Source organism: Microbulbifer variabilis, from assembly GCF_020524905.1.
Taxonomy (GTDB): Bacteria; Pseudomonadota; Gammaproteobacteria; order Pseudomonadales; family Cellvibrionaceae; genus Microbulbifer; species Microbulbifer variabilis_A.
The window spans coordinates 109,941-131,561 of the sequence record NZ_JAIVKI010000008.1 but is presented as its reverse complement, the minus strand read 5'-3'; the positions used below and the strand labels follow the sequence as shown (position 1 = coordinate 131,561).

Genomic DNA, 21,621 nt, shown 5'->3' with positions numbered 1-21,621 from the left:
TGCTCCTAGAGGGTCATCAGTGTGTCGACGGTAAACAGGCTCTCCGGTGGATTGGCCGGGGAAACCTGTGCGTATTCCAGTACGCTGTAACGCTCTGGAAAATTGGCATTGACGATTTTCATACGCGACACAAAGGGTTGCTCCTCGCCCTCAACCAGCACGGCATTGCCGTATTCAAACTGGGCAATCTTGAGTGGCATGCCACTGGCTGTGAGGAACTCGGCCTTCACGCCGAGCAGGCTGTCCCGATCGAGGTAGTAGATGATCGATTCATAGGTGGCGCTGTTGGTGGCCGCAGTGAGCTTGAGCTTGTAGCAGGGAGTACCGTCCAGCGCCTCGGTGCCCAGATACTCGGGGGTATAGTCGCGGGCGTACTGGGTGGAGGCGATATCGCCGTTGGCGGCTTCGCCCACCAGGCGCTGCTGCGGACTGATACTCACCGGCTTGCGCAACCCAGGCTTGGCATACCACATAGCGCGCGAGGCAATCAGGATCTTCTCGCCGCGGTAGCGTCGCGGTGCGGTGGTCATCGCCAGGGCGCGGCCATCGCGCACAGCGATGTCGTAGTTGGTATCCGTCGCGCCGGCGGGATCCTTGGTGTGAATGCGCAGCTTCCACTGATAACTGCCCCAGCCGCCGCGGGCAAGATCTGCTTCGCGCAGCCACTGGCGCATGACTTCCTCACTCGGTGTCGCTGCGTCTTCGGCCACCTGGGGCTCCATCGCCTGCGGTTGCATCGGCAACAGGGTCACCGCGAGGACAACACTGGCCGAGGCAGCCAACAGATGGGTAAGTGGCACACTGCGACGACCGGGGCGGACCTCACCGCCGACTCGTTTGCGCGCTGTCATCAGGGCGCCCAATGTGATGCCCGCACCGACGCAGACAATCGCAGCCAGGGCCCACAGCGGTGGTAATTGCAGCGCTAATGGCGCGGGCTCGGAAATCCGCGGCAGTTGTGTTTCAACCCCGGTCAACGCCAGCGTGAATATGGTTAGGTAGGCCAGGATTGTGGCGACCACCGCGGCAGCCACAGTGGTGAGTACGCTCTCCCGCACAAACAGGCCGGCGATACGCTTGCGCCCAAAGCCGAGGGAGCGAAGCATGCCGATTTCGCGGATGCGGTCGGCCACGTTCATCGCCACCGTATGCTGAATAGTGGTGAGGGCGATGGTGAATACAACGATACCGGTAAAGGCAAACACCATGTTGAAGAAGCCCATAAAGCTGGTGTAGAGCTGACCGATCTGGGGGTGATCCCAGGTCGTGACCTCGAATCGGCCCGGCGCCTGGCGCTCCAGCTCAGCGGCCAGTTGTTCGCGGAACTGGGCGCTGTGTTCCCGGTTGTCGAGCTGAATCACCACCCGGGATACCGCATCGGTGTCATACAGGGATTGCAGCAGGGTGAGTGGTGCCTTGAGCCCCTTGTCTTCGATGGCCTCGATACCGGTGGAAAAATCACCCAGCAGGGGGGCTTCAATCGCATTAATGCGGTTGGCATAAGACGCGCTGAAGAGCTGCAGATCGGTGCCCTTTTGCGGGTAGCCGAGCAGGTCCTGTAACTGCGTGGTTAAGAGCAGGCCGTCTTCCGGCGGCGGTGTCGCGGCGAAAGGACTCTGTTCCTGAAGTGCCCTTTCAAACTCCGGGTCGATACCGCGGGCGAGGAATACAGCGCTTTCATTGTTTGCCTGTACCACTCCGACGCCGGCCAGTTGGTTGGAGGCGCGTTGGAAATGGGGCAGGTCGGCGCTGATTTTGTGTATCAGAGCCTGCTCCTCACTATTAAGTGAGTACTGCGCTGGAGACGCCGCGAGCTGCTCGGGGCCATCTTTGCGGTAGACCTGCACATGGGCGTTGGCATCGCGGTAGATCACCACCGAAGCCAACGAACTTTCCACAAAGCGGATATAACCCAGGAACAGCAGTACGGCGAAGAGTCCGGCGGCCACGGCGATAACGGTCGCTATAGTGCGCCTGCGATCGCGGTAGAGGTTGCGAAAAGCCATGGACCACATCACGCCACCTCACTTTCGTCGGCTTTTTGGGTGGCTCCCTCTTTCACCGGAGCCCCTGCGGCGCTGTCGGTCAGGCGCCCATCACGCAGCTCAACGACCCGTTTTACATGTTGCAGCAGGCGCTGGTCGTGGGTGGAAAATACAAAGGTGACCTTGCGCTCGGTATTGAGCTGTTTCATCAGTTCCACCAGGGACAATGCGCTGGCGGTATCCAGGCTGGCGGTGGGTTCGTCGGCAAGGATCAGCTTGGGTTCGGTGACCAGGGCGCGGGCCACGGCGACCCGTTGGCGCTGACCACCGGACAGTTGATCGGGGCGGAAGCCGGCAAAGCGGGTGAGGTTTACCGCAGCCAGGGCCGCCTGGGCGCGGTTGCGCATTTCGGCCTTGGACAGGGGATGCAGATACAGCGGCAGCATGACATTTTCCAGGGCACTCAATACCGGAACCAGATTGAAGTTCTGAAAAATGATTCCGTAGGTACGGCTGCGCAATATATCCAGTTCGCGATCGTTGAGTTGGCTCACCGGCTGTCCGGCAACGCGAATCTCACCGGAAGTGGCGCTGTCCAAGCAGCCAATCAGATTGAGCATGGTGGTTTTGCCACTGCCGCTGGGGCCGGTAATCGCAACGAAATCGCCTTTTTGCACGGTGAAATTGACGTTATTCAGTGCGGTGACTTCGACTTCCCCAAGCCGGTATTGCTTGGTGACGGATTCAAATTCTACCAGGTTCATCGTGTTCTCCTTTTTGTTGTTCGCTGTATTCGTTTCTTCCATTAAAAAAAGACATCCACCGCCAGGTAGCCGCTGTGTGTTATTGGCTGGCTCAACGCCAGCGCCTTGCCAGCTCGGCTTCTGGAAAGCCCCAGATAAAAGGTGGCGCCGTCGCTGGGGCTGTAGGAAACCTCGCTAAAGGCGCTGGTGCTCGAGTGGTCGAGCCCCTGCAGCAGTCTCGCGGTCAGGTTCCAGCGGCGGTTGCCGAATAACTTCGGCCAGGTGGTTTGCAGCAGGGCATAGCGGCGCTGGACATAGGGGTGTAGCGGTCGATTGCGAGAGGGGCCGCGACCCGCTGAGGGGAGAGCGGCCAGCTGTGGATTGAGAAGCTCCTCGTCGCTCAGCGCGTAGCCGTTGTAAATCAGTTCGAGGCCGGTTTCGGCGCCGGAGCTGGCGCCATAACGCAGGTTGAAGATGCCGTCCCAGTGCCAGTGGCCGCTGTTTTGCTGCAGTTCCAGAGCGCCGCCTAGTGACTCGGCATAACCTCGCGAGGTCGCTATCTCGGCGCCAACCGTCCAGGCATCGCCGAGAGTGTGCTGGAAGTAGCCACCGGCGTAAGGTTGGAAGCCGCCGCCACCCGCGGCTACGGCGCCCAGGGTGGTGACCTGGCCCTGTACCCAGTTCCACTCTGTGCGCGCCATCTGAAAACTGCCGCCGCTATCGATTCCACTGACGTCATCCAGGCGCGGATCGGCGACCAGGAAACTGGCGCGCCCGTGGGCGGAGATATCGGTGCTGATAAACGCCATGGGTTTGCCTGGGATATCGCGGCGCGGGGTCACCGCGCCATTGTCGGGAAACAGACGATTTGTAGGGCTGTAGAGCAGCGATGGTCCCCATCCCTGCAGCCGCTTGCCCGCGCCGATCCGGGTTCCTGTGCCCGTTTCGTAAAGCAGATACCCTTCGGCAAACCAATCCGGATAGGGATCGGGCATGGAGGCGGGGCGATCGTCTTCGTGCAAGGCCAAGCGGGGTTTGAGGACGAGGCGCGTGCCCTTGCAAAGTCCTTTGTTGCAGCGCAATTGCAAATCGAGACGCATCTCTACAGCACTGCGCCGGGTGTCCTCATCGCCATACAGATCGCTGAGCTGCTCCTGTTCGCGGATCAGCTGTAGGCGCAGCTCATAATCACTGCTCCAAGTCTCGGTGTTGGCACTGGTGTCGAAGGCCCATTGGGTCTGACTGGCGACTGGTAAGGCCACCAGTGTCGAGATCACGAAAGCAATCAGGCCGGTTCCACAGCGTCGTTGCGACACGATGCTTCCTCCCCGGTTGCAATCTGGGACGGTTGCAGAAGCGAGTTATAGCGCTCGCGCAACCGACGCTTGAGGGTTTTGCCCGTGGCCCCTATGGGGAATTCCTGCCAGTCGATCAGCCACAGGTGCACCAGCTGCTGTTCCGCTGGCAGCAGCGCATTGAGGGACCGGCGCAGCGCTTCCGCATCCTGCAGATTGGCATTTGCCTGTGGGGCAACCACGGCAGCGGTGACTTCGGGACCGTCGGAGGTGGGGCGCACACCGAATACACAGGTATCGAGTACGCCTTCGTGTTTGAGGATCACCTCTTCGAGAGGCAGTGTGTAAACCGGGCCCCCGGCGGTGTGGATCACATCCACTTCACGGTCCAGGTGGACAAATTCACCGTCGCTGCCCTCACGCATCATGTCGCCAGTGAACCACCAACCGTCCCGGGTGGATGCGTAGAACACATCGTGGGCATTCCAGTAGCCATCGAACATACTTTTGCCCTTGATCATCAGGCGCCCGACCTGGCCTTTTGCTACGGGTCTGCCGTCGGCATCGGCGATCTTGATCATTGGGCCGAGGGGCGTTTTACGTCCCACGCGCCGTTCGAATCGCTTGGTCCAGGGCGTGGCGATACGCAGCAGCGCGGCGATGCCCACTTCGCTGGAACCCAGGCCATCGACAAACAGTGAACCGCGCACCGGGATGCCAAGACGAGTAAAGAAAGAGCCCTGGGCGATAAAAGCGCGCTGCTGGACCTCGTGGCTCGCATCCGCAGTGGTGCCCCAAATACGCACACTGTCCAGCGATTGCTCCAGTGCACCGGCTTCCATCATCCGTGTGTAGGTAATGGGAAAGCCAAAGAATACGGTGGGTTTGCGCTCGTGCAGTTGCCGGACCAGTTCCTCGGCTTCGAGTTTGTCATCAAGGATCAGGTGTATCCCCATCATTAGCATCCCGTGCAGATAGAGATGTGAAACCTGATGGTTGAGCGGCAGCGCGAAACAGGCCAGATCGCGGGTGGAAATGGGGTTGAACAGCACAATGGAGCGGAGTGATTGGGCGATGCCCTCCTGTTTCAGGATAACCCCTTTGGGAACTCCTGTTGTACCGGAGGTATGCACGATATAGAGCGGATCCGCAGCACCGCGGTTGCATTCTGGAGCGGCCGGCAATGCTTCCTGCAACAGCGCCGGCAAACTGTGTACTTGGGCCGTTTGGCTGCTGTCGTGCAGAGGCGCATCGCACAGGACCACCCGCTGCAGGCTCTGCGGCATGGGTTCTTTTCTCTTGCCGGGCGCGCCCAGTTTTTGCCAGCCGCTGCGATCACTAATCAGCAGCGTCACCCCCACGCGTTCCATATAACCGAGGGCGACCTCTGGTGCCACATTGCCATTGATGGGTACCGCAATGGCACCGATGCGCAAGGCCGCAACTGAAAACAGGAAATAGTCGAACTGGTTGGCCTTGTAGATCGCTACCCGGTCCCCTTCTTTTACACCGAGGTGGTGCCAGCAGGCCGAGAGTTTTTTCACGGTGTCGAGAATCTGAGGTGCATTCCAGTGCTGTTGCTGAGTCCATGCCAGTGGCCGAGTCAACTCAATCAATTCCCGCTTGCCGTGGCGGTGGGCGGCAAACTCCAGTGCGCGGTCGATGCGATCGTCCCAAGTGGCCAGTAGTGACAGGCGCCCTACATAGCCGAGGCGAACGATGGCGAAAATCAGGTACCCCAGTAACAGGGTAACGGCGGTTGCAATTGCAAAAGTCATGGTGGCATCAACTCCGGGGCGGCGTGGAAAGTTCGTCCAAAAGCGACCGCAGTGTGTCTAGGAAAGGCGCTGCAAATTCCTCGTGGATATCTCTGAATGCGGAGCGGCGATACACCAAATCCAATTGCATGCGGCCGTTTACCGTGGGGGTGTAGAGAATGAAATCGTAAGGGGGCACCAGGCAGCCAAATCCCACATAGCTCTGGGTTTTATGCTTTTCAGAGCCGAAGGAAGAGAAGTCCTCCTCAATACGGCCGGGATTGGAATAGCAGGCGTTAGTACCGAGGCACTGGTTGAGCAGGCGGCGCGCCAAACCGTGCAAAGGGCGCAATCTCAGTATCAACATCAGGGTTTCGAGACGTGCGAGTTCGGTACTCACCTGCTGGTCGCTTCTCGCCCGCGCCATGGCGTTGTGCATGCTGCTGACCAGTGCCCTGGTAGTCTGTCCCGCGCGCAGTCTGATAGGGCTGGGAATCAGATAGTTGCGAAAACTGTGGTCGTAGCGTTTGTCGATCAGTCGCCGCAGGCTCACTGCGCAAGTGATGCGCAGAGTACCAGAGCGGTAATTACCGGTTTTTTCCACCAGCTGGGCGAGTGCGGTGGAAAGCAGCGTGTTGATTGTGACCCCGTTGCTTTTGGCTGTGCTGGCGAGTCGCGCCTCCAAACCCTTTGGTATCAGGCTCTGGAAGAAGTCGAGCTGGCCAATAGCGCTGTCGCTGGTTTCGGTCTCCCAGCGCTGCCCTTTTAATTTCACCGGCAGGCTCTTGTCGCTGCGCAGCAGATCGACACTAATACTGGCAAGTGCGCGCAGCCAACGGCGACCGCGCTCTAGGGGGCGAAACCAATCGGGGCGAATTTTAGGGAGAGGGGCAAAGGGCAGTGATTGACTGGGTTCAATCGCACCGGCTACCCCGCTGAGGAAAGCGTAGTGATCAATAATCGCCCGCAGTAAAAGACAGTCGCTACGCGCATCGGCAACGCCGTGATGGCTGCTCAGATACACGCAGGAGTTGTGACCATTGCCTCCGTTGACTAACAACACTTGCAACGGCGGGCGATCCCGCCACTGCAGCCGGTGTGCCGAACTGAAATCCATCAGCAGCCGGCGGAAATCCAGGTCGTTGAAGTCGCAGGGACCGGAGTATTCGCGGTAGTGAACCCACTGATTTTTTGTGGTGTCCACTCCCCGCAGGTGGGTCCCTTTAGGACGCGTGCGCAGCAACGGTATTTGTCGTACCGCGCGCTGCACACTTTGCTCCATAACTTCAGGCAGCAGCTGCCCACTGACGATCAGGATTTGGTTGGTATTGACGTTGGCCAGCTCGCCGAGATGTACAAAGAACTCAGCCATAGCATCGATGGGCTGAGTGTCGGTAACGGTGAGATCGGCGGCTGTTGTTGCGGTGATACTGTTCACTGTGACGCCCTCAGCTGGCTTCTGCGACTTCTGCTTCGCGGACTTTACGTGTGCCAGTACTGGTGCTGTTGGGTTTATCTACATACCAAGCACACAGTGCCCTGACTTCCTCTTCCGAAAGGGGCTGTACCGGTTGCTTGCGACCGGTGGCGGCATCCAGTCGGGAGCGGTCAAAATGCCACTCGGTGCGCACGAAGCGCTGGTTCAGGCGCACGGCATGATCAAATTTTTGTTCGATGGATGTGGTTGGTGTGCCCAGGTGGGCTTTGATTCCGGCCACGCTAGCCCAGATTCCCACTAGCTTTTCTGCCGGAATTTGAACGCCGCCCGAGCAGTGGAAAACCTCGAACTCCCCAGCATCTTTGTTGCGGAGAGTCAGCGAGCAAGCATCCGCACACAGCTGGTCGACACTGACCAGGTCGAGACGCGGCTCGGGTAACAGATCCACGGCGAGATCGCATTTGCCCGCGCTGGCCACGGCCAACATGGCATCCTGGAACATGTAGAAACCAAAGCCGTTCCGGTGGACCCAATGGGTGTAGCGGTGACCGACAACAACGCTGGGGCGGAAAATGGTGATGGGCAGTTTGTTGCGCAGTGAGAGCAGGTGCAGGGACTGCTCGGCGCACCACTTGGTGGTTTGATAGGTATTCACCATGTGGCTGAATGGGTGTAGTTCCTCTCTGACTTCGCCTCCGGCCATGCCCGCAACATAAGCGGTGGATACGTAGTAGAAGCGGCGGCAGTCGGGCGCCTGTTGTTGAACGATTTCGTAGAGTCGCGCGGTATTACCCACATTGGTGTTGATCGCCGTTTCCAATTTGTGCGGGGAGTAGCTCATTTCCGCCGCTACATGCCAGACCTCAGTCACACCGCTCAGGTCGATATTGGAGAGGGTGCTCTCCAACTTGCTGAAATCGGTATCGATAACTTGCAAGTGACTCTCCGCTGCGCCACTCACATCCAATTGGCAGCCATGTGCTGCAGTGAGTACGGCATTAATTGTGCGTACACTGTCTGGGTCGTTGCGCGACAGGGCGATAACCTTTACGCCGCGGGCCAGAAGATTTGCGGCCAGTGCGCTGCCGACAAAGCCAGTTGCTCCGGTAATAAGTACCTGATGCACTTTCACACTCCTTTGAATCCGGTGGATGGTTGGGGGGAGGCGCCCAGCAAAATCTGTGCGCCTCCGGGAGGGAATCAGAGTTCGATGATGTGTTCATCGACCTTGACGCCAACGTGACGGCCCGGCTCTGTGCCAAAGCCGAGGACGCGATCGCCGGGTTTCAGTTCGGTAACGTTGAGCGGTTTTGCCTCATCGGAGAACACGCGCACATGCCAGTCGTCCTGCATGATGATGTTCACCTTGCGGTTCTGCGGGAATGTGGCCTCAATCAGAAGCAGCGGACGGATTTCCGTCTTGGTGCGCCCCACATAGACCTGGCGGGTCTCGCCGCGGGAGTTGACGGTAGTGAGCTGGCTGCCCGCGCGCAGCTCGCTGATGTAGCTAGTGCGATCATTGCTCTGGAATACATAGCTGTGTACAGAGGCCGCGTTAATGCGGAAGGGGCGCAACTCCATGTAGGGCAGGTGGAATACTTCGGGGCAGCAGAGGATGCCACCAGTCGAGGTGGAGCCCACCAGGATGCCCTCATCTGGGTTGAACATATGGGTTGTATCAATACAGGCTCGATAACCCAGGCCCAGGTGAGTAATGCGGTCGATTACACCCACTTCGATATCAATCTTCGGAGAAGTTTGAGCATCCATTTTGCTGGCGAAGCGATCGAATTGCTCCATGGTGGTGAAAGAAGCGAGTACGCCGTCACTACCAAGTTCCAATACACCCAGAGCGATTACCGCATCGTCTACGTCTTGGTGCACTTCTTTTAATAAAACCGTGTTGGTTTTGTGCAACTCCGCGATAACCAGTTCCAAAGGAATATTGGTTGGGTCTTTAAAGGAAACCATCAGGTGGTCGTAATGCATACCCTGGTGGAAGGAGGCGTGCAGGCTCGCAGCATTGTCCACATGAATACGCAGACTGGTGCGAAAGCCCGCTTCTGAGGCGCTGGCCAGAACTTGCGCGTCGTAGCTGGACACTACGGCAGTTTTGTTTTTAGTGAGGGTTTCTTCGAAGCGTTTTCCGAATTTTTCCCACTCGCTCATATTCTCCAAATGAAGAACCCGCAGCAGTCTTGGTGAAACGGCTTCATTCAAGGTTTCGAAATTATCGGCGTAGAGAACGATACCGTTGTAGCGGCCCTGGCCGAGGCGTTGGACGATGGCCTTGTGGTTTTCCTCATCCAGCGTGGCGAGTACTTTGGAGTCGTACCAAAGGACGTGTTCACGCATCTCACGTACTTCAGTGGTTACAGGGAAAAGCGCGGTGTTGGCCGGTTGCGCCGGTTCCAGCGGCGTTGTTGGCTCGCGTTTATTCTGGGTGTTTTTGGCGGCGGCGCCTTTGTTTAATTTTTTTTGGGGAGCAGGATGTTTGCTCTCAACTTGTTCCATGTTGGTTTCCTGTTGAGGGTTGAAAATCTTTGCACCGCTGCTGGAGGGAAATTGGATTCGGTCTATAAAAAAGGACCTATCGACGGGAGAGGTGACTGCGAAACTAACCCTTCCGAATGCTTCCCTGCATCTGGCCAGTGGCCATCGGTGTGGGCAGCTAGAGTAGGTGGGGGGGATATCAGCGTCACCTAGCAGAAATGTTAGGTGCGTTTACCTGACGCCTCTGTTAACTCATTTTTTATTGGTCTGCTGACAATTGGACTTATTTTTAGCAGGCGGTGAGTTATGTGATGGCACATTCCCTTTCCTGGGACTTGTATGATGAGAGGTTCGTTTTTAATGCTTTAACGTCGTTGCAATAACGAAAGACCAATTACCAGGCTATCGAATAGTTAACGCTCTGATGCTGAAATTATTGCAAGGTACCAATGAGCAACAGTAAGGGCGGAATTACGCTAAATTGATTTAGGCTAAATATGCGGACTCATCTATCTATAGACTGGCCGCCATATTAGTGGCCACCATATTTGTATTTCCGAGTTCCCTTCGCTTTTATTGTGCAGGGTTCCTCAGAACTGATTAGTGAATACTCATTAGCAAAGAGTAATTTCTGCACTGACTTTGCGGCGGAGGGCTTAGTGTGACTTTGATCACGGGTACCATCCTGAAGTGCTCTTGTATGCCACCATGGGGGCCCCCTAAACTTACCGCATGGGGTTGCGGTGCGCTGCCCTGAATAAATAGAGCAAATAATGAATAGCAACGACACTATCCGACTCCTTCTGATTCATGATATGCCCTCAGAGGCACAGCGCCTGGTGAGCATGTTGCACAATGCAGGCAGACCGAATCGCGCCCAACATGTCGCCAATGAAGCGGTTTTTACTCGCCTGCTGCAAGACAAAACCTGGGACCTGGTTATTACCTCAGAAAGTAGCACCCAGATTCCACCGGCAGTGGCCCTGCGCACTATCAGTAAACTGCAAAAAGATATCCCGGTGATCCTGCTGAGTGAGCGCAGTGGCTCCCAGCCCGTGGTGGAGGGGTTGAAGCTCGGTGCACGGGATGTGGTAACAGTGGATGAGGACCAGCATCTACTGCTGGTGATTCAGCGTGAGATGAATGCTCTCGCAAACCGTCGCCAGGCACGGATACATGACCGCCGCTATCACGCCACGCTCAAGCGCGCGAAAGAACTACTCGACAGCTCCAAGGACGCTATCGCTTACGTCTCTGACGGCCTTTTGGTATATGCCAACGATTCTTTTGCTGAGCGCTTCGGCTATGAAAGTGGCGAGGATGTCGAATACCAGCCACTGATCGACATGCTGGCGGAAAATGAGCAGGAAGGAGCGCGGGAATTTCTCAAGCGCTGCGCCATCGACAACAATGAGGTTGAAGCCAAGGAGTGGCGGTTTACCGCCAGAACAGTGAATGGCGATCCCCTGCCCACCCGAGCCGAAGTGCTCAGCACCACCTACGAGGAAGAGCGTTGCCTGCAAGTGCGCATTGCCAGTCGTCGCGGTGATACCGAACAGCTGGAAGCCCAGCTCAGCGATATCAAAAACCGCGACCCCCTTACCGGTCTGTTCAATCGTCAGCACTTCTTGCAGCTGCTGGACTCCACTATCAAGGCCTCGGCAGATTCGCACCGCACCGGCGGCTTGATGTTTATTCAGGTGGATCGTTTTGCTGAAGAGGTGCAAAAGGTCGTGGGTGTGGCAGGTGCCGACGCGCTGCAAAAGGCCATGGCCGAATTGTTACAGGGTTGTCAACGCAGCGGCGACACCCTAGCGCGCTACAGCGATGACAGTTTTTGCCTGCTGAGCCCGGATACAACACCGGACAGTATCGAGCTGCGCGCCAAGGACATACTCAAGCGGATTGCTGACACTATTTTCGATGCCGCTGGCAAGACTCAGCAGGTGACTGCCTCTATTGGGATTTCTCTGTTGAGCGAGGCTTCCAGTGGTTCCCAGCAGGTGCTGGAACAGGCGCAGGCCGCACATAAACTGGCTCTCGGCGAAGACGGGCAGGGCGGAGCCTTTGCCCTTTATGAGCCGGATACTGAAAACAGTGCTGATGCTGGCACCTACCACCGTGCCCGTGTGGTGCAGGCGCTGGAAGCGGGCAGTCTTAAGCTCCTGTACCAGCCGATTCTGAGTCTGCAGGGCACCGGTGAGCAGATGTATGAAGTATTGGTGCGCATGCTCGATGAAAAGGAGGAGCTGGCGCCGCTGGCTTTTTTGCAGGAGCTGGGCGATGCGGGCCTATCGGCAAAAATGGATCGCTGGGTGATCCTCACTGCAATCAAAGCCGCATCCGTTGCCAGGGCCGAGGGCAAAGAAGTGTCGCTGTTGCTGCACCTCACCACCGCCTCGCTACTCGACAACAGCCTGCCGGCTTGGCTGGGGGTGGCCTTCAAAGCTGCCAAACTGGTACCAAGTTCGGTCGTATTTCAGTTGCGTCAGGAAGATATCACCAGCAATTTGCACGCCGCTCGGGACTTCACCACCCAGGTTCAGCAACTCGGATGCCGCGTATCTGTTTGCCACTTTGGCACCGGTCTGAATCCATTCAAGGCTTTGGAGCACGTGAAGGTGGATATCGCCAAGATAGATCCGTCATTTGTGCGTGAAGTGCAGGATGAGGGTGAGAGTAGCGATACCCTTGCGGGTTTGGTACAGCGCTTGGGCGAGGCGAACACCAAGGTGATCGTGCCCCATATCGAGCAGGCCAGCATGCTGCCCACTCTGTGGCAAACCGGCACCGATTATATCCAGGGCTATTATGTACAAGCTCCGGCGGAGGAGATGAACTTCGATTTCAGCCTGGATTAAACAGGCTTTTTGAAGGGTGGAGAATAACCGCGCAGCCCAGAGGGCTGTGCGGTTTTTTTATACCTCTTAAACCTTGCAGCGGCTAAACCTTGTAGCGGCTGCGTAGGGCGGCAATAGTATTGCGCGCCAGGGTGGCGTAGCCGGGGGCAGGAGTTGGTGCACTCTCTGGGCCACTACTCTCACTCCAGGCCCGCTGCACATGGTTGGCACCGGCTTTTTGCTTGTAGATTCGCGCCAGGCTGGCGTTGTAACTCTTACTGGTGACGGTATCCACGTGATACCAATGGGCTTTGGTGCGGGAGTGGGATATATCCATCAGCAGGTAGCCGCGCTGAGTCACATCCACCCACTTCAGGTGTGGAATCAGTCCATCCATGGCGATGGCGGCTACATCGGTCAGGTGGGACTTATCCAGGAAACTGGAGGTCACGCCTGGGGTGACAAACTCGCCACCCAGGGCGCCGCGACCGGTGAGGCGACCGTATTCGAGGATATTGAAGGGGTTGCTGGCCAGGTCCCAGGCCCAGGAGCTGTGGATATCTCCAGTGAGCACAACGAAATTGTCGATATTGTGGTTGCTGATATGGTTGAACAGGCGTTCGCGGGAAGCGGTGTAGCCATCCCATTGGTCCATGTTGATCGATAGATCTTTGGCCAGGGTCAGTTGCGCCATCATTACCTGCTGGCCCAGGACCCGCCAGCGCACACCATCCGACTGGGATTGGATCAGTCCATTGTGCAGCCACCGTTCCTGTTGTGCGCCGAGGATACTGCGATCGGGATCATCGGCGGTCTTCTGGTCGAACCAATTGGCCTGCTCGTCACGGGCGGCGATCCGCGTATCCAGCATCATCAAATCCATCAAGTTGCCGAAGCGGAAACTGCGGTAGATGGCCCTGTCTCCAAACAGATCGAGGATGCCGTTGTCGCGGATTGGCATCCACTCGAAGTAGGCCTGATTGGCCATTGAGCGGCGTGTCTCCCAGTCCCCTTCGCCGTCTTGTGGATCGTGGTTTTCCGCACCACCAGCCCAGGAGTTGTTGGCGCTCTCGTGATCATCCCAAACACAGATAAACGGATGCTGGCGGTGGACTTCCTGCAGGTCCGGATCTGAACGATATTGGGCGTAGCGCTGGCGGTAGTCCTGAATTTCCACTATTTCCTTGGCGGGAATCGGCTCACGTCCCAGGCCGGTGCCGGTGCCGAACCCGCCTGGGCCGTATTCATAGATGTAGTCGCCCAGGTGCAGCACGACATCGAGGTCGGCGCGCAGAGCGATCTCGCGGTAAACATTGAAATAGCCCATGGGATAGTTGGAGCAGCTGGTCACCGCGAAGCGCAGGCGCTCAACATGGCCGATGGGCAGGGTCCGGGTGCGGCCGATGGGTGAATCGATACCGTTGGAGTAGAAGCGGTAATAGTAACTAGTCCCCGCTTGCAGGCCGGAAGCGTCCACCTTGATGGTGTAGTCCACCTCTGGGCCGGTCAGGCCACTGCCGCTGTTGATCACCATAGTCATCTCCGGGTCCAGAGCGATCTGCCAGGTGTAAGGCACCATGGACTGGAAGGCAGGGTCATCGGAGGGGGTGATCCGAGTCCAGAGAATAACGCGATCAGCCAGGGGATCGCCGCTGGCCACGCCGTGCTGGAAGGGCTGCAGGCCGGCACCGTAAGCTTTCAACAGTGGCAGGGACGCCAAGCCGGCGCCGGAAAATTGTAGGAACCGCCTCCGGGACAGTGACATGGGACTCTCCTTTATGTGCTTGTTTTAGAGGACCCGCAGTCTGAATTCGGAAAGTGAAGGCTTTGTTAATCACAGACGAGATTTTTTCTTTTCCTGCGGAGATTAGTCAGCAAATTCGTCCGTCAGCGCAGAAGTTGAGACATACGTCTATTTTTATTGCTGCGCAGAGCATGATCTTCGGTGGGGATAATCATCGGGCGTTGCATGGGGTCAGTGTTCAGCAGCGATCTGTCTCCCTGTCGTTCCGCAAGCGCGCACTCTCGGGTATCCTGTGGCGCAAATTGAAAAGCTGAACCCAGGGAGTAAACCCATGTTGCCCCGTTTACTGTGCACCAGCCTGATCGTTGGCGGCCTCGCCGTAGCCTCAGGTTGCTCCAAGACTGAACCTTCCAAAGTCGAAGCCGACAGCGCCAGCGCGCCGATAAAAGCGGCCGCGGTGATCGAGAAGAAAAGCACTGCCGACAAGGCGCCGCAGTCCGGTGTGGATTACCACTCCTTCGCCAACAGTAATGACTACCAGGTACAACACCTGGATCTGGACCTGACCGTCGACTTCTCCCACAAAGTTCTCGAGGGTGAAGCCAAGCTCGACTTCAAGCGCCTCAACGATAAGAACCTGCCGATGGTGCTGGATACCCGCGAGCTGGAAGTGGTTTCTGTATCAGCCGATGGTGCGCCGGTGAAGTTCTCCATGGGCGAGAAAGACAGCAACCTGGGTACTCCGCTGAATATTGAGCTGCCGAAAGAGGCCAACAGCATTACCATCCGCTACCGCACAGCGCCGGGCGCCTCTGGCGTTCAGTGGTTGGAACCCCAGCAGACTGCTGGCAAGAAGCATCCGTTCCTGTTTACCCAGGCTCAAGCGATTCACGCGCGCAGCTTTATCCCGCTGCAGGATTCCCCGAAAGTTCGTATTACCTACAATGCCACCATTCGCACCCCGAAAGAATTGCGCGCGGTGATGAGTGCCAACAACGACCCGAAGGCGGCCAAAGATGGCGTCTACGAGTTTGAAATGCCCCAGCGCATACCCTCTTACCTGATAGCTCTGGCAGTGGGCGATCTGCAGTTCAAACCTATGGGTGAGCGCACCGGTGTTTACGCCGAGCCCTCCATGCTGGATTCTGCAGCGGCAGAGTTTGCCGACACTGAATCCATGCTGGAAGTGACCGAGAAGGCCTACGGTCCCTATCACTGGGATCGTTACGACCTGCTGATCCTGCCACCCAGCTTCCCCTTCGGCGGTATGGAAAACCCGCGCCTGAGTTTTATCACTCCAACCGTAATCGCCGGTGACAAGAGCCTGGTGGCCCTAATCGCCCACGAACTGGCCCACTCCTGGTCTGGTAACCTGGTGACCAATGCCAGCTGGCGCGACCTGTGGCTGAACGAAGGCTTCACTACCTACCTGACCAACCGCATTATGCAGTTTGTCTATGGTGACGAGCGCTACCAGATGGAAATGGCCCTGGGCTATGACGATCTGCAAGCCGACCTGGATGACAAAGAGCCCCGCGATGAGATTATGGCGATCGACCTGCGCGGCCGCGATCCCGATGAAGTGTTCTCCAATATCCCCTACGAGAAGGGCTCCCTGTTCCTGTACGAACTGGAGCAGAAAGTGGGCCGTGAGGCGTTTGACCGCTTCCTCATGGAGTACTTCAACCACTTCTCCTTCCAGAGCATTACCACCGAGGACTTTGTGAAGTACCTCGACGAGACTCTGCTTGTGGAGCACGGCGACAAGCTGGATCGTGAGCGTATTCAACAGTGGATCTTCGAGCCGGGCATTCCAGAAGGCGCCCCGCATCCGCAGTCTGATGCCTTTAGCAAGCTGGACCCGGTGCGACAGCAGTGGCTGGATGGCAAATTGGCGGCGAAGGATATCAACACCAAGGGCTGGACCTTCCACCAGTGGAAGTACTTCCTCGACGGTATGCCGGAGAAGCTGACTGAAGCACAATTAAAAGAATTGGACAGCGCCTTTGGCCTGACCAAATCCCGCAACAATGAAGTGGCTTTCAGCTGGCTGATGATTGCCGTGCGCAACGACTACGAGCCAGCCTTCGACCGCCTGGAGAACTTCCTCACCAGTATCGGCCGTAACAAGTTCCTGAAACCGCTGTATCGCAATATGGTTGAAAGCGGCAAGCAGGATGTGGCCGCGGGTATTTTTGAGCGCGCCAAGGCGGGTTACCATCCGTTGACGGTAAAAGTGAACAGCTTGGTAATTTACGGTAAGAAAGAAAGTTAACACTTCTGTTCAACTCCGGTGCTCTGTGCCGGAGTTCTAGCATTCTGTGGGGAGTGGTCGAGCTGATGCAAAGTCGGCAGTTTTAGGCATCACTCCCCATATTCACCTCAGTTTCTTGTTTGAATTTTCAGTAGTTGAATTCTGCTTGAAAAGTGAGCTGTCACTGTGCTTTTGCTAGGTGCCTGAGACGAAAAAAGCCCGGTGTAATCCGCTGTGTAGCAAACTTCATCAATCTGGTACAAATTAATGATTTTTACGCCAATTTTCTGGCATAAAAATCATTAAATTGCTGTTCAAATCGGGACCCTTTGCGTAATCTGCTGCTCGAATAAAATTCCAATTAGGCAAAGGGAGGTACCTATGTACAAGCGGATTTTATGGTTGGTTATTCTCGGCCTTTTTATCGTAGGTTGCGAATATGAGCCCGGTGCCTGTTCAGATAACAACAAGCCGCGCTCAATACCTTTTCCCCATGCGATGATCTGAGTCTTACCACAGATGGTAATCGTAGCTAACCGAGATTATTAATCTGCCGGTCGTTGAGGCCAAATAGATAGAGCGCTGCATCCAGGCCAAACTGATTGATCACCTGCGGCGCTTCCAAGCGGACTTTGGGCTTCGGATGAATAGCGATACCCAGCGCACCCAGGTGCAACATGGGGATATCGTTAGCGCCATCACCTACGGCAATAACCCGATCTAACTCGAAGCCTAGCTCCTGTGCCTTGGCGTGTAAAATTTCACGTTTGCGCAATCCATCGATAATCGGTTCGACAACTTCCCCGGTCAGTAAGCCCTCCTCAAACTCCAACTCATTGGCGTGCACATAGTCCAGCGGTAGGCGTTCCCTTTGCAGGTAGCTAGCGAAATAAGTAAAGCCGCCGGAGAGAATTGCCGTTTTGCATCCCAGGGCGCGAAGGCTGCTAAGCAGTTTGTAAGCCCCTTCTTTTAAGGGCAGTTGCTTGGCAATTTCCGCCAGGCGCTGTTCAGAAAAACCTCGCAATAAAGCCATCCGTCGTTTGAAGCTCTCGCAGAAATCTAAATCGCCGCTCATGGTGGCTTGAGTAATGGCGGCAACCTGATCGCCAATGCCGGTAATTTTGGCCAGCTCGTCGATCACCTCGGCGTCGATCAGGGTAGAGTCCATATCGAAGCCAGCTAGTGCAGGAACCCGGTGGCTACTCGATGTCTGCAGTACCAGGTCGGCTTCCAGGGTGTCCGCCATCTGTAGGAAATCGTTGCGAGCGCCAGTGAGATCGATGGCTCCATCCAGCTGAAAGCGGATTACCGTGCGACCCGGGTCATCGGATAGGGTATCAATAGCAGCGGTCGTCCAGCCTTGTTGGGCAAAGAACCGCAGCAGCTGCCGAACTTGGGATAGGGTCGGGCTGCTGGTGAGCAGGGTGACACACCAGGGTGCAATAAGCTCGGAAGGCGCCTCCTCCATGGGGGAAAATGCCTGTGCAGGATAATCTGCAAACGTTTCAGTATTTTGGTGTTCGAGGCCAAGGCGTGCGATATCCTCGCTGTAGTTCAGATGTCGCAGAGTGCAGTCCCACTCAGACTGGATGATTTGTGCCAGCGGCAAATGAAATTCTTGGCGGTGGGGTTGATCACTCATGGCGAGGTTCCTTGGGGGTGTAAAGAACGATTTATGGCGCATTATAGCTCTGCGTGCAATCCCAGTTGTCATTCGACTATCCCCTACATCCTCAACAGCGAAAAAAACCTAAGTTTCAGCAACTTATCACTGCCCTTGATGAGCTTGTGTGGAACTATTTTTGCCGGAAAACAACAAATGGCACATAAAATTACAGTGTCCCATTTTGGCAAGTTTCAAGATTAGAATAGCGCCGCGGCCATAGGCCGTCGCGAGCCCAAAAAACGACAGCAGATCCACGTATTTGCGCCAGTGTTTTTTGGGCGACGTCTCCACAAGTCAGGATGAGTTGTAGAGACGTAAGATAAAAAGAACCAAGGCAAGGTATTAAAGCCGCTTATATGTCTGTATCGATGATCTCCTTTTTGCGCAGATTGCCAGAGCAGTTTGCGCATTTATCCAAGCGTGTACGCCAGCGCCTGCTGGCGGCGACAATCTGGTTGATCCTAGCCCTGTTCTGCAGCGTGGCTCTTGGTCACTACTATGGGCAGCGCCATGCCGAAGCTGTGGAGAAAGACCGCGCCTCGGCGCAGGCGGCGGCCAGTTTTCTTGCCGGGCAGAGTCTGGAGCGTATCGTCGCCGACGATCGTATCAGCATGCAACTGCTGGCCCGGCAGCTGTTGGAGTTGCCCGCCATCAGCGGCGTTGCCGTTGAGGATGTGGAATCTAATAGTTTGGCGGAAGTCGGCGACTTAAAAAATGGCGAGACCATTAGTGTGCCGGTAGTACTTCATGACAGTATCGCCGGCAATGTTACCGTTGCTCTGATGCCAGGTGCGGATGTCACCTTCCCTTGGGCCAGTCTGTTGCTGACACTGGTTTTTGCGTTGCCGTTTAGTGCGGTGGCGGCATTGATGGCGGGGGGCTTTTCCGCACCGCGCAGCTTGCCAGCTGAAGAGTCCCTATCATCTGCGAATCTTTCCGAACAAAAACAAGACGCCATAGGTTTGTACCTGCGTCCATTGAACTGGGCCCAGTTGACCAACCAATTGAGTCGCAGCGCACTCGAAGGAATACAGCGGGAGTTGGATGGACGTATGCAGTTACTGCGTAGAATCTACGGCGCCCATCCGCTGAGTTGCGCAGGTCCACAGATCGGCTTGGGATTTTCTGGCGCCGATGCAGCATTTCGCGCAGTCTGTTGTGGCTTGTTATTGCGGGAGATGCAGAGTGTCAGCCGGGCTACGGGCTTAAAGTTGGCCTTGGCCGTGGCCCCTTGTGAACCCAATACGCCAGACTTTTCCGCCGAGCAACTACTTAATCAATCGCGCGGCTTATTCCTGCATCCGGAGCTGTTGGAAGATACCTCACTGGCCGGGCGCATAGAGCATCATGGCGCCGGCTGGTCCCTGGAGGTCACTGGCCTGACACCCTCCTATCAAAAGTTGCTCGACAACCAGTTGCAACAGCTGTTGGGCGTCTGACCCCTCACTTCCGATCACTGCGACGGGTTAATGACTGAGTAGCCCCTCGCAGTTATTTTTTGGCGTTTGCTTTACGTTTACGTCAACGTAAACTCTTGCTAGGCTCTGTTGCGCCTCGAGGAAGTACTTATGAAAGCCAAAGCCAGCATCGTAGAGCCCCAGAGTTACAGTATTTCGGAGCTGGCGCGGGAGTTTGATATCACCACCCGCGCCATCCGTTTCTATGAGGACAAGGGCCTGCTCAAGCCCGAGCGGCGCGGTCAGACCCGTGTCTACAGCCCAGAGGAACGGGTGCGCTTAAAGCTGATTTTACGCGGTAAGCGCTTGGGTTTTTCCCTGGATGAAAGCCGCGAGATTATCGATATGTACGATCCTGCTCACGGCAACGTGGAGCAGTTGCAGCGCCTGCTGGAGCGCATTGCCCAGAAGCGCACACAGTTGCAGCAACAGCTGCGGGATATCGAAAGCCTGATGGGGGAACTGGACGACGCGGAGACCCGCGCAGAAGCGGCCTTGGTAAAAAGTCGCAAAGAAGAAAACCCCTAGCACACAGCTTAAAAATTTCGGCAGGCGCCTGCGAATGCCTGTGGTCCGCTGAGGTTTAGCGGGTCACCCTATGTACCGAGTGGTTGCAGGTACTGCCAGTTTAAAAGACTTTTCTAATCATTATTGGAGCCATTATGAATACCTCCTATCCAACCCTGAATTTCGGCCTCGGTGAAGAGATCGATATGCTCCGCGACATGGTCTACAAGTTCTGCCAGGCGGAGCTGGCCCCGCGCGCGGCGCAGATCGATGAAGACAACCTGTTCCCCGCCGATATGTGGAAAAAATTCGGTGAGCTGGGCCTCCTGGGTATGACCGTGGAAGAGGAGTTCGGCGGCTCTAATATGGGTTACCTGGCACACGCCGTGGCTATGGAAGAAATCTCCCGCGCCTCTGCTTCTGTGGGCTTGTCCTACGGTGCTCACTCCAACCTGTGTGTAAACCAGATTCGTAAAAATGGTACCCAAGAGCAGAAGCTCAAGTACCTACCCAAGCTGTGTTCCGGTGAGCATGTGGGCGCGCTGGCCATGAGCGAACCCAATTCCGGTTCCGATGTTGTGAGCCTACAGCTGCGTGCGGAAAAACGCGGCAATCGCTTTATTCTGAACGGCAATAAAATGTGGATCACCAACGGCCCTGACGCCGATACCTATGTGATCTACGCGCGCACCGAGCCGGGTATCAGCTCCGGTGGTATTACCGCATTTATCGTTGAGCGCGGTTTTGCCGGTTTCTCCCAGGCGCAGAAACTCGACAAACTGGGCATGCGCGGCTCCAACACCTGTGAGCTGGTGTTCGAAGACTGCGAAGTGCCTGAAGAAAATATTCTCGGTGAATTGAACGGTGGCGTGCGTGTTTTGATGAGCGGCCTCGACTACGAGCGCACCATTCTTTCCGGTGGTCCGGTAGGTATTATGCAGGCCTGCCTGGATGTGGTGGTTCCCTATATTCACGAGCGTAAGCAGTTCGGCAAAGCCATCGGCGAGTTCCAGCTGATGCAGGGCAAGATCGCCGATATGTATGCCGACCTGAATGCCAGTCGCTCCTACCTCTACGCCGTGGCCCGTGCCTGCGATCGTGGTGAGGATTCGCGCAAGGACGCCGCCGCAGTAATCCTGTTTACTGCAGAGCGTGCAACCCAAATGGCCCTGCAGGCTATCCAGACCCTGGGCGGCAATGGCTACATCAACGAGTACGCCACCGGTCGCCTGTTGCGCGATGCCAAGCTCTATGAAATTGGTGCGGGCACTTCTGAGGTGCGCCGTATGTTGATTGGTCGCGAGCTGTTTAACGAGACCCGCTAAGGCTGGGCATTTCTTCTCGCCGTCGACGCCTGTCGGCGGCCGCTGTCTCCAGCCGGGCACCGCGGTGACAAGCTGCGTCCTGCGGAGATCTTTTCTCCGGGAAAGTGAATCAGACTT

At 56.4% G+C, this 21,621-nt stretch carries 16 protein-coding genes; 7 read left to right on the top strand and 9 right to left on the bottom strand.

Annotated elements, in window-relative coordinates; genetic code table 11:
- Nucleotides 1-5: 5 nt before the first annotated feature.
- From LC073_RS11260 to LC073_RS11230, 7 genes are all read right to left on the bottom strand, one after another.
- Entirely contained in the window at nt 6-2,015 is a 2,010-nt protein-coding gene (locus LC073_RS11260) for an outer membrane lipoprotein-sorting protein (RefSeq protein WP_226647153.1), read from the bottom strand.
- On the bottom strand, nt 2,015-2,749 hold the full coding sequence (locus tag LC073_RS11255) for an ABC transporter ATP-binding protein (RefSeq protein ID WP_226647054.1): 735 nt from the start codon (nt 2,747-2,749) through the stop codon (nt 2,015-2,017). The genes LC073_RS11260 and LC073_RS11255 overlap by 1 nt, the downstream gene beginning before the upstream one ends.
- A gap of 41 nt (nt 2,750-2,790) precedes the next feature.
- The gene (locus LC073_RS11250) at nt 2,791-3,990 is read right to left on the bottom strand and encodes a hypothetical protein (RefSeq protein ID WP_226647052.1); all 1,200 of its coding nucleotides are present in this window, start codon (nt 3,988-3,990) and stop codon (nt 2,791-2,793) included.
- 23 nt (nt 3,991-4,013) lie between these two features.
- Entirely contained in the window at nt 4,014-5,801 is a 1,788-nt protein-coding gene (locus tag LC073_RS11245; RefSeq protein ID WP_226647050.1) for a class I adenylate-forming enzyme family protein, read from the bottom strand.
- Nucleotides 5,802-5,808: 7 nt separating this feature from the next.
- A complete protein-coding gene (locus LC073_RS11240; protein ID WP_226647048.1) occupies nt 5,809-7,218 on the bottom strand; it encodes a hypothetical protein in 1,410 nt (469 codons plus the stop codon).
- A gap of 10 nt (nt 7,219-7,228) precedes the next feature.
- Nucleotides 7,229-8,344 (bottom strand): NAD-dependent epimerase/dehydratase family protein, encoded by a 1,116-nt coding sequence (locus tag LC073_RS11235; RefSeq protein ID WP_226647046.1) that lies wholly within the window; start codon nt 8,342-8,344, stop codon nt 7,229-7,231.
- Nucleotides 8,345-8,418: 74 nt separating this feature from the next.
- Nucleotides 8,419-9,732, bottom strand: coding sequence for a 3-dehydroquinate synthase II (locus LC073_RS11230; protein ID WP_226647043.1), 1,314 nt, complete (start codon nt 9,730-9,732; stop codon nt 8,419-8,421).
- Nucleotides 9,733-10,484: 752 nt separating this feature from the next.
- Here LC073_RS11230 and LC073_RS11225 point away from each other — a divergent pair.
- On the top strand, nt 10,485-12,572 hold the full coding sequence (locus LC073_RS11225) for an EAL domain-containing protein (protein WP_226647041.1): 2,088 nt from the start codon (nt 10,485-10,487) through the stop codon (nt 12,570-12,572).
- Between the two features lie 82 nt (nt 12,573-12,654).
- Here the strand turns inward: LC073_RS11225 and LC073_RS11220 are convergent, their stop codons facing one another.
- Nucleotides 12,655-14,316, bottom strand: a complete 1,662-nt coding sequence (locus LC073_RS11220) for an alkaline phosphatase D family protein (protein ID WP_226647040.1) — start codon at nt 14,314-14,316, stop codon at nt 12,655-12,657.
- 62 nt (nt 14,317-14,378) lie between these two features.
- Here LC073_RS11220 and LC073_RS11215 point away from each other — a divergent pair, with 62 nt between their 5' ends.
- The 3 genes from LC073_RS11215 to LC073_RS21670 all read left to right on the top strand — a co-directional run bounded on the left by LC073_RS11215 (nt 14,379) and on the right by LC073_RS21670 (nt 17,056).
- On the top strand, nt 14,379-14,609 hold the full coding sequence (locus tag LC073_RS11215) for a hypothetical protein (RefSeq protein ID WP_226647038.1): 231 nt from the start codon (nt 14,379-14,381) through the stop codon (nt 14,607-14,609).
- A gap of 17 nt (nt 14,610-14,626) precedes the next feature.
- Complete coding sequence (locus tag LC073_RS11210; RefSeq protein WP_226647036.1) at nt 14,627-16,570, top strand: M1 family metallopeptidase; 1,944 nt, start codon at nt 14,627-14,629, stop codon at nt 16,568-16,570.
- A gap of 360 nt (nt 16,571-16,930) precedes the next feature.
- Nucleotides 16,931-17,056, top strand: coding sequence for a hypothetical protein (locus tag LC073_RS21670; protein ID WP_264190523.1), 126 nt, complete (start codon nt 16,931-16,933; stop codon nt 17,054-17,056).
- Between the two features lie 25 nt (nt 17,057-17,081).
- Here LC073_RS21670 and serB read toward each other — a convergent pair whose 3' ends face one another.
- Entirely contained in the window at nt 17,082-18,191 is a 1,110-nt protein-coding gene (serB, locus tag LC073_RS11205) for a phosphoserine phosphatase SerB (RefSeq protein WP_226647034.1), read from the bottom strand.
- A 404-nt stretch (nt 18,192-18,595) separates the two neighbouring features.
- Between serB and LC073_RS11200 the strand changes: the two genes are divergently transcribed.
- From LC073_RS11200 to LC073_RS11190, 3 genes are all read left to right on the top strand, one after another.
- Nucleotides 18,596-19,654 (top strand): hypothetical protein, encoded by a 1,059-nt coding sequence (locus LC073_RS11200; RefSeq protein ID WP_226647032.1) that lies wholly within the window; start codon nt 18,596-18,598, stop codon nt 19,652-19,654.
- A 129-nt stretch (nt 19,655-19,783) separates the two neighbouring features.
- Nucleotides 19,784-20,200 carry a MerR family transcriptional regulator gene (locus LC073_RS11195; protein WP_226647030.1) on the top strand — a complete coding sequence of 139 codons (417 nt, stop codon included), beginning with the start codon at nt 19,784-19,786 and terminating at the stop codon, nt 20,198-20,200.
- A gap of 134 nt (nt 20,201-20,334) precedes the next feature.
- Nucleotides 20,335-21,504: an isovaleryl-CoA dehydrogenase gene (locus tag LC073_RS11190; protein WP_226647028.1), complete on the top strand. Its 1,170-nt coding sequence runs from the start codon at nt 20,335-20,337 to the stop codon at nt 21,502-21,504.
- Nucleotides 21,505-21,621: the final 117 nt, after the last annotated feature.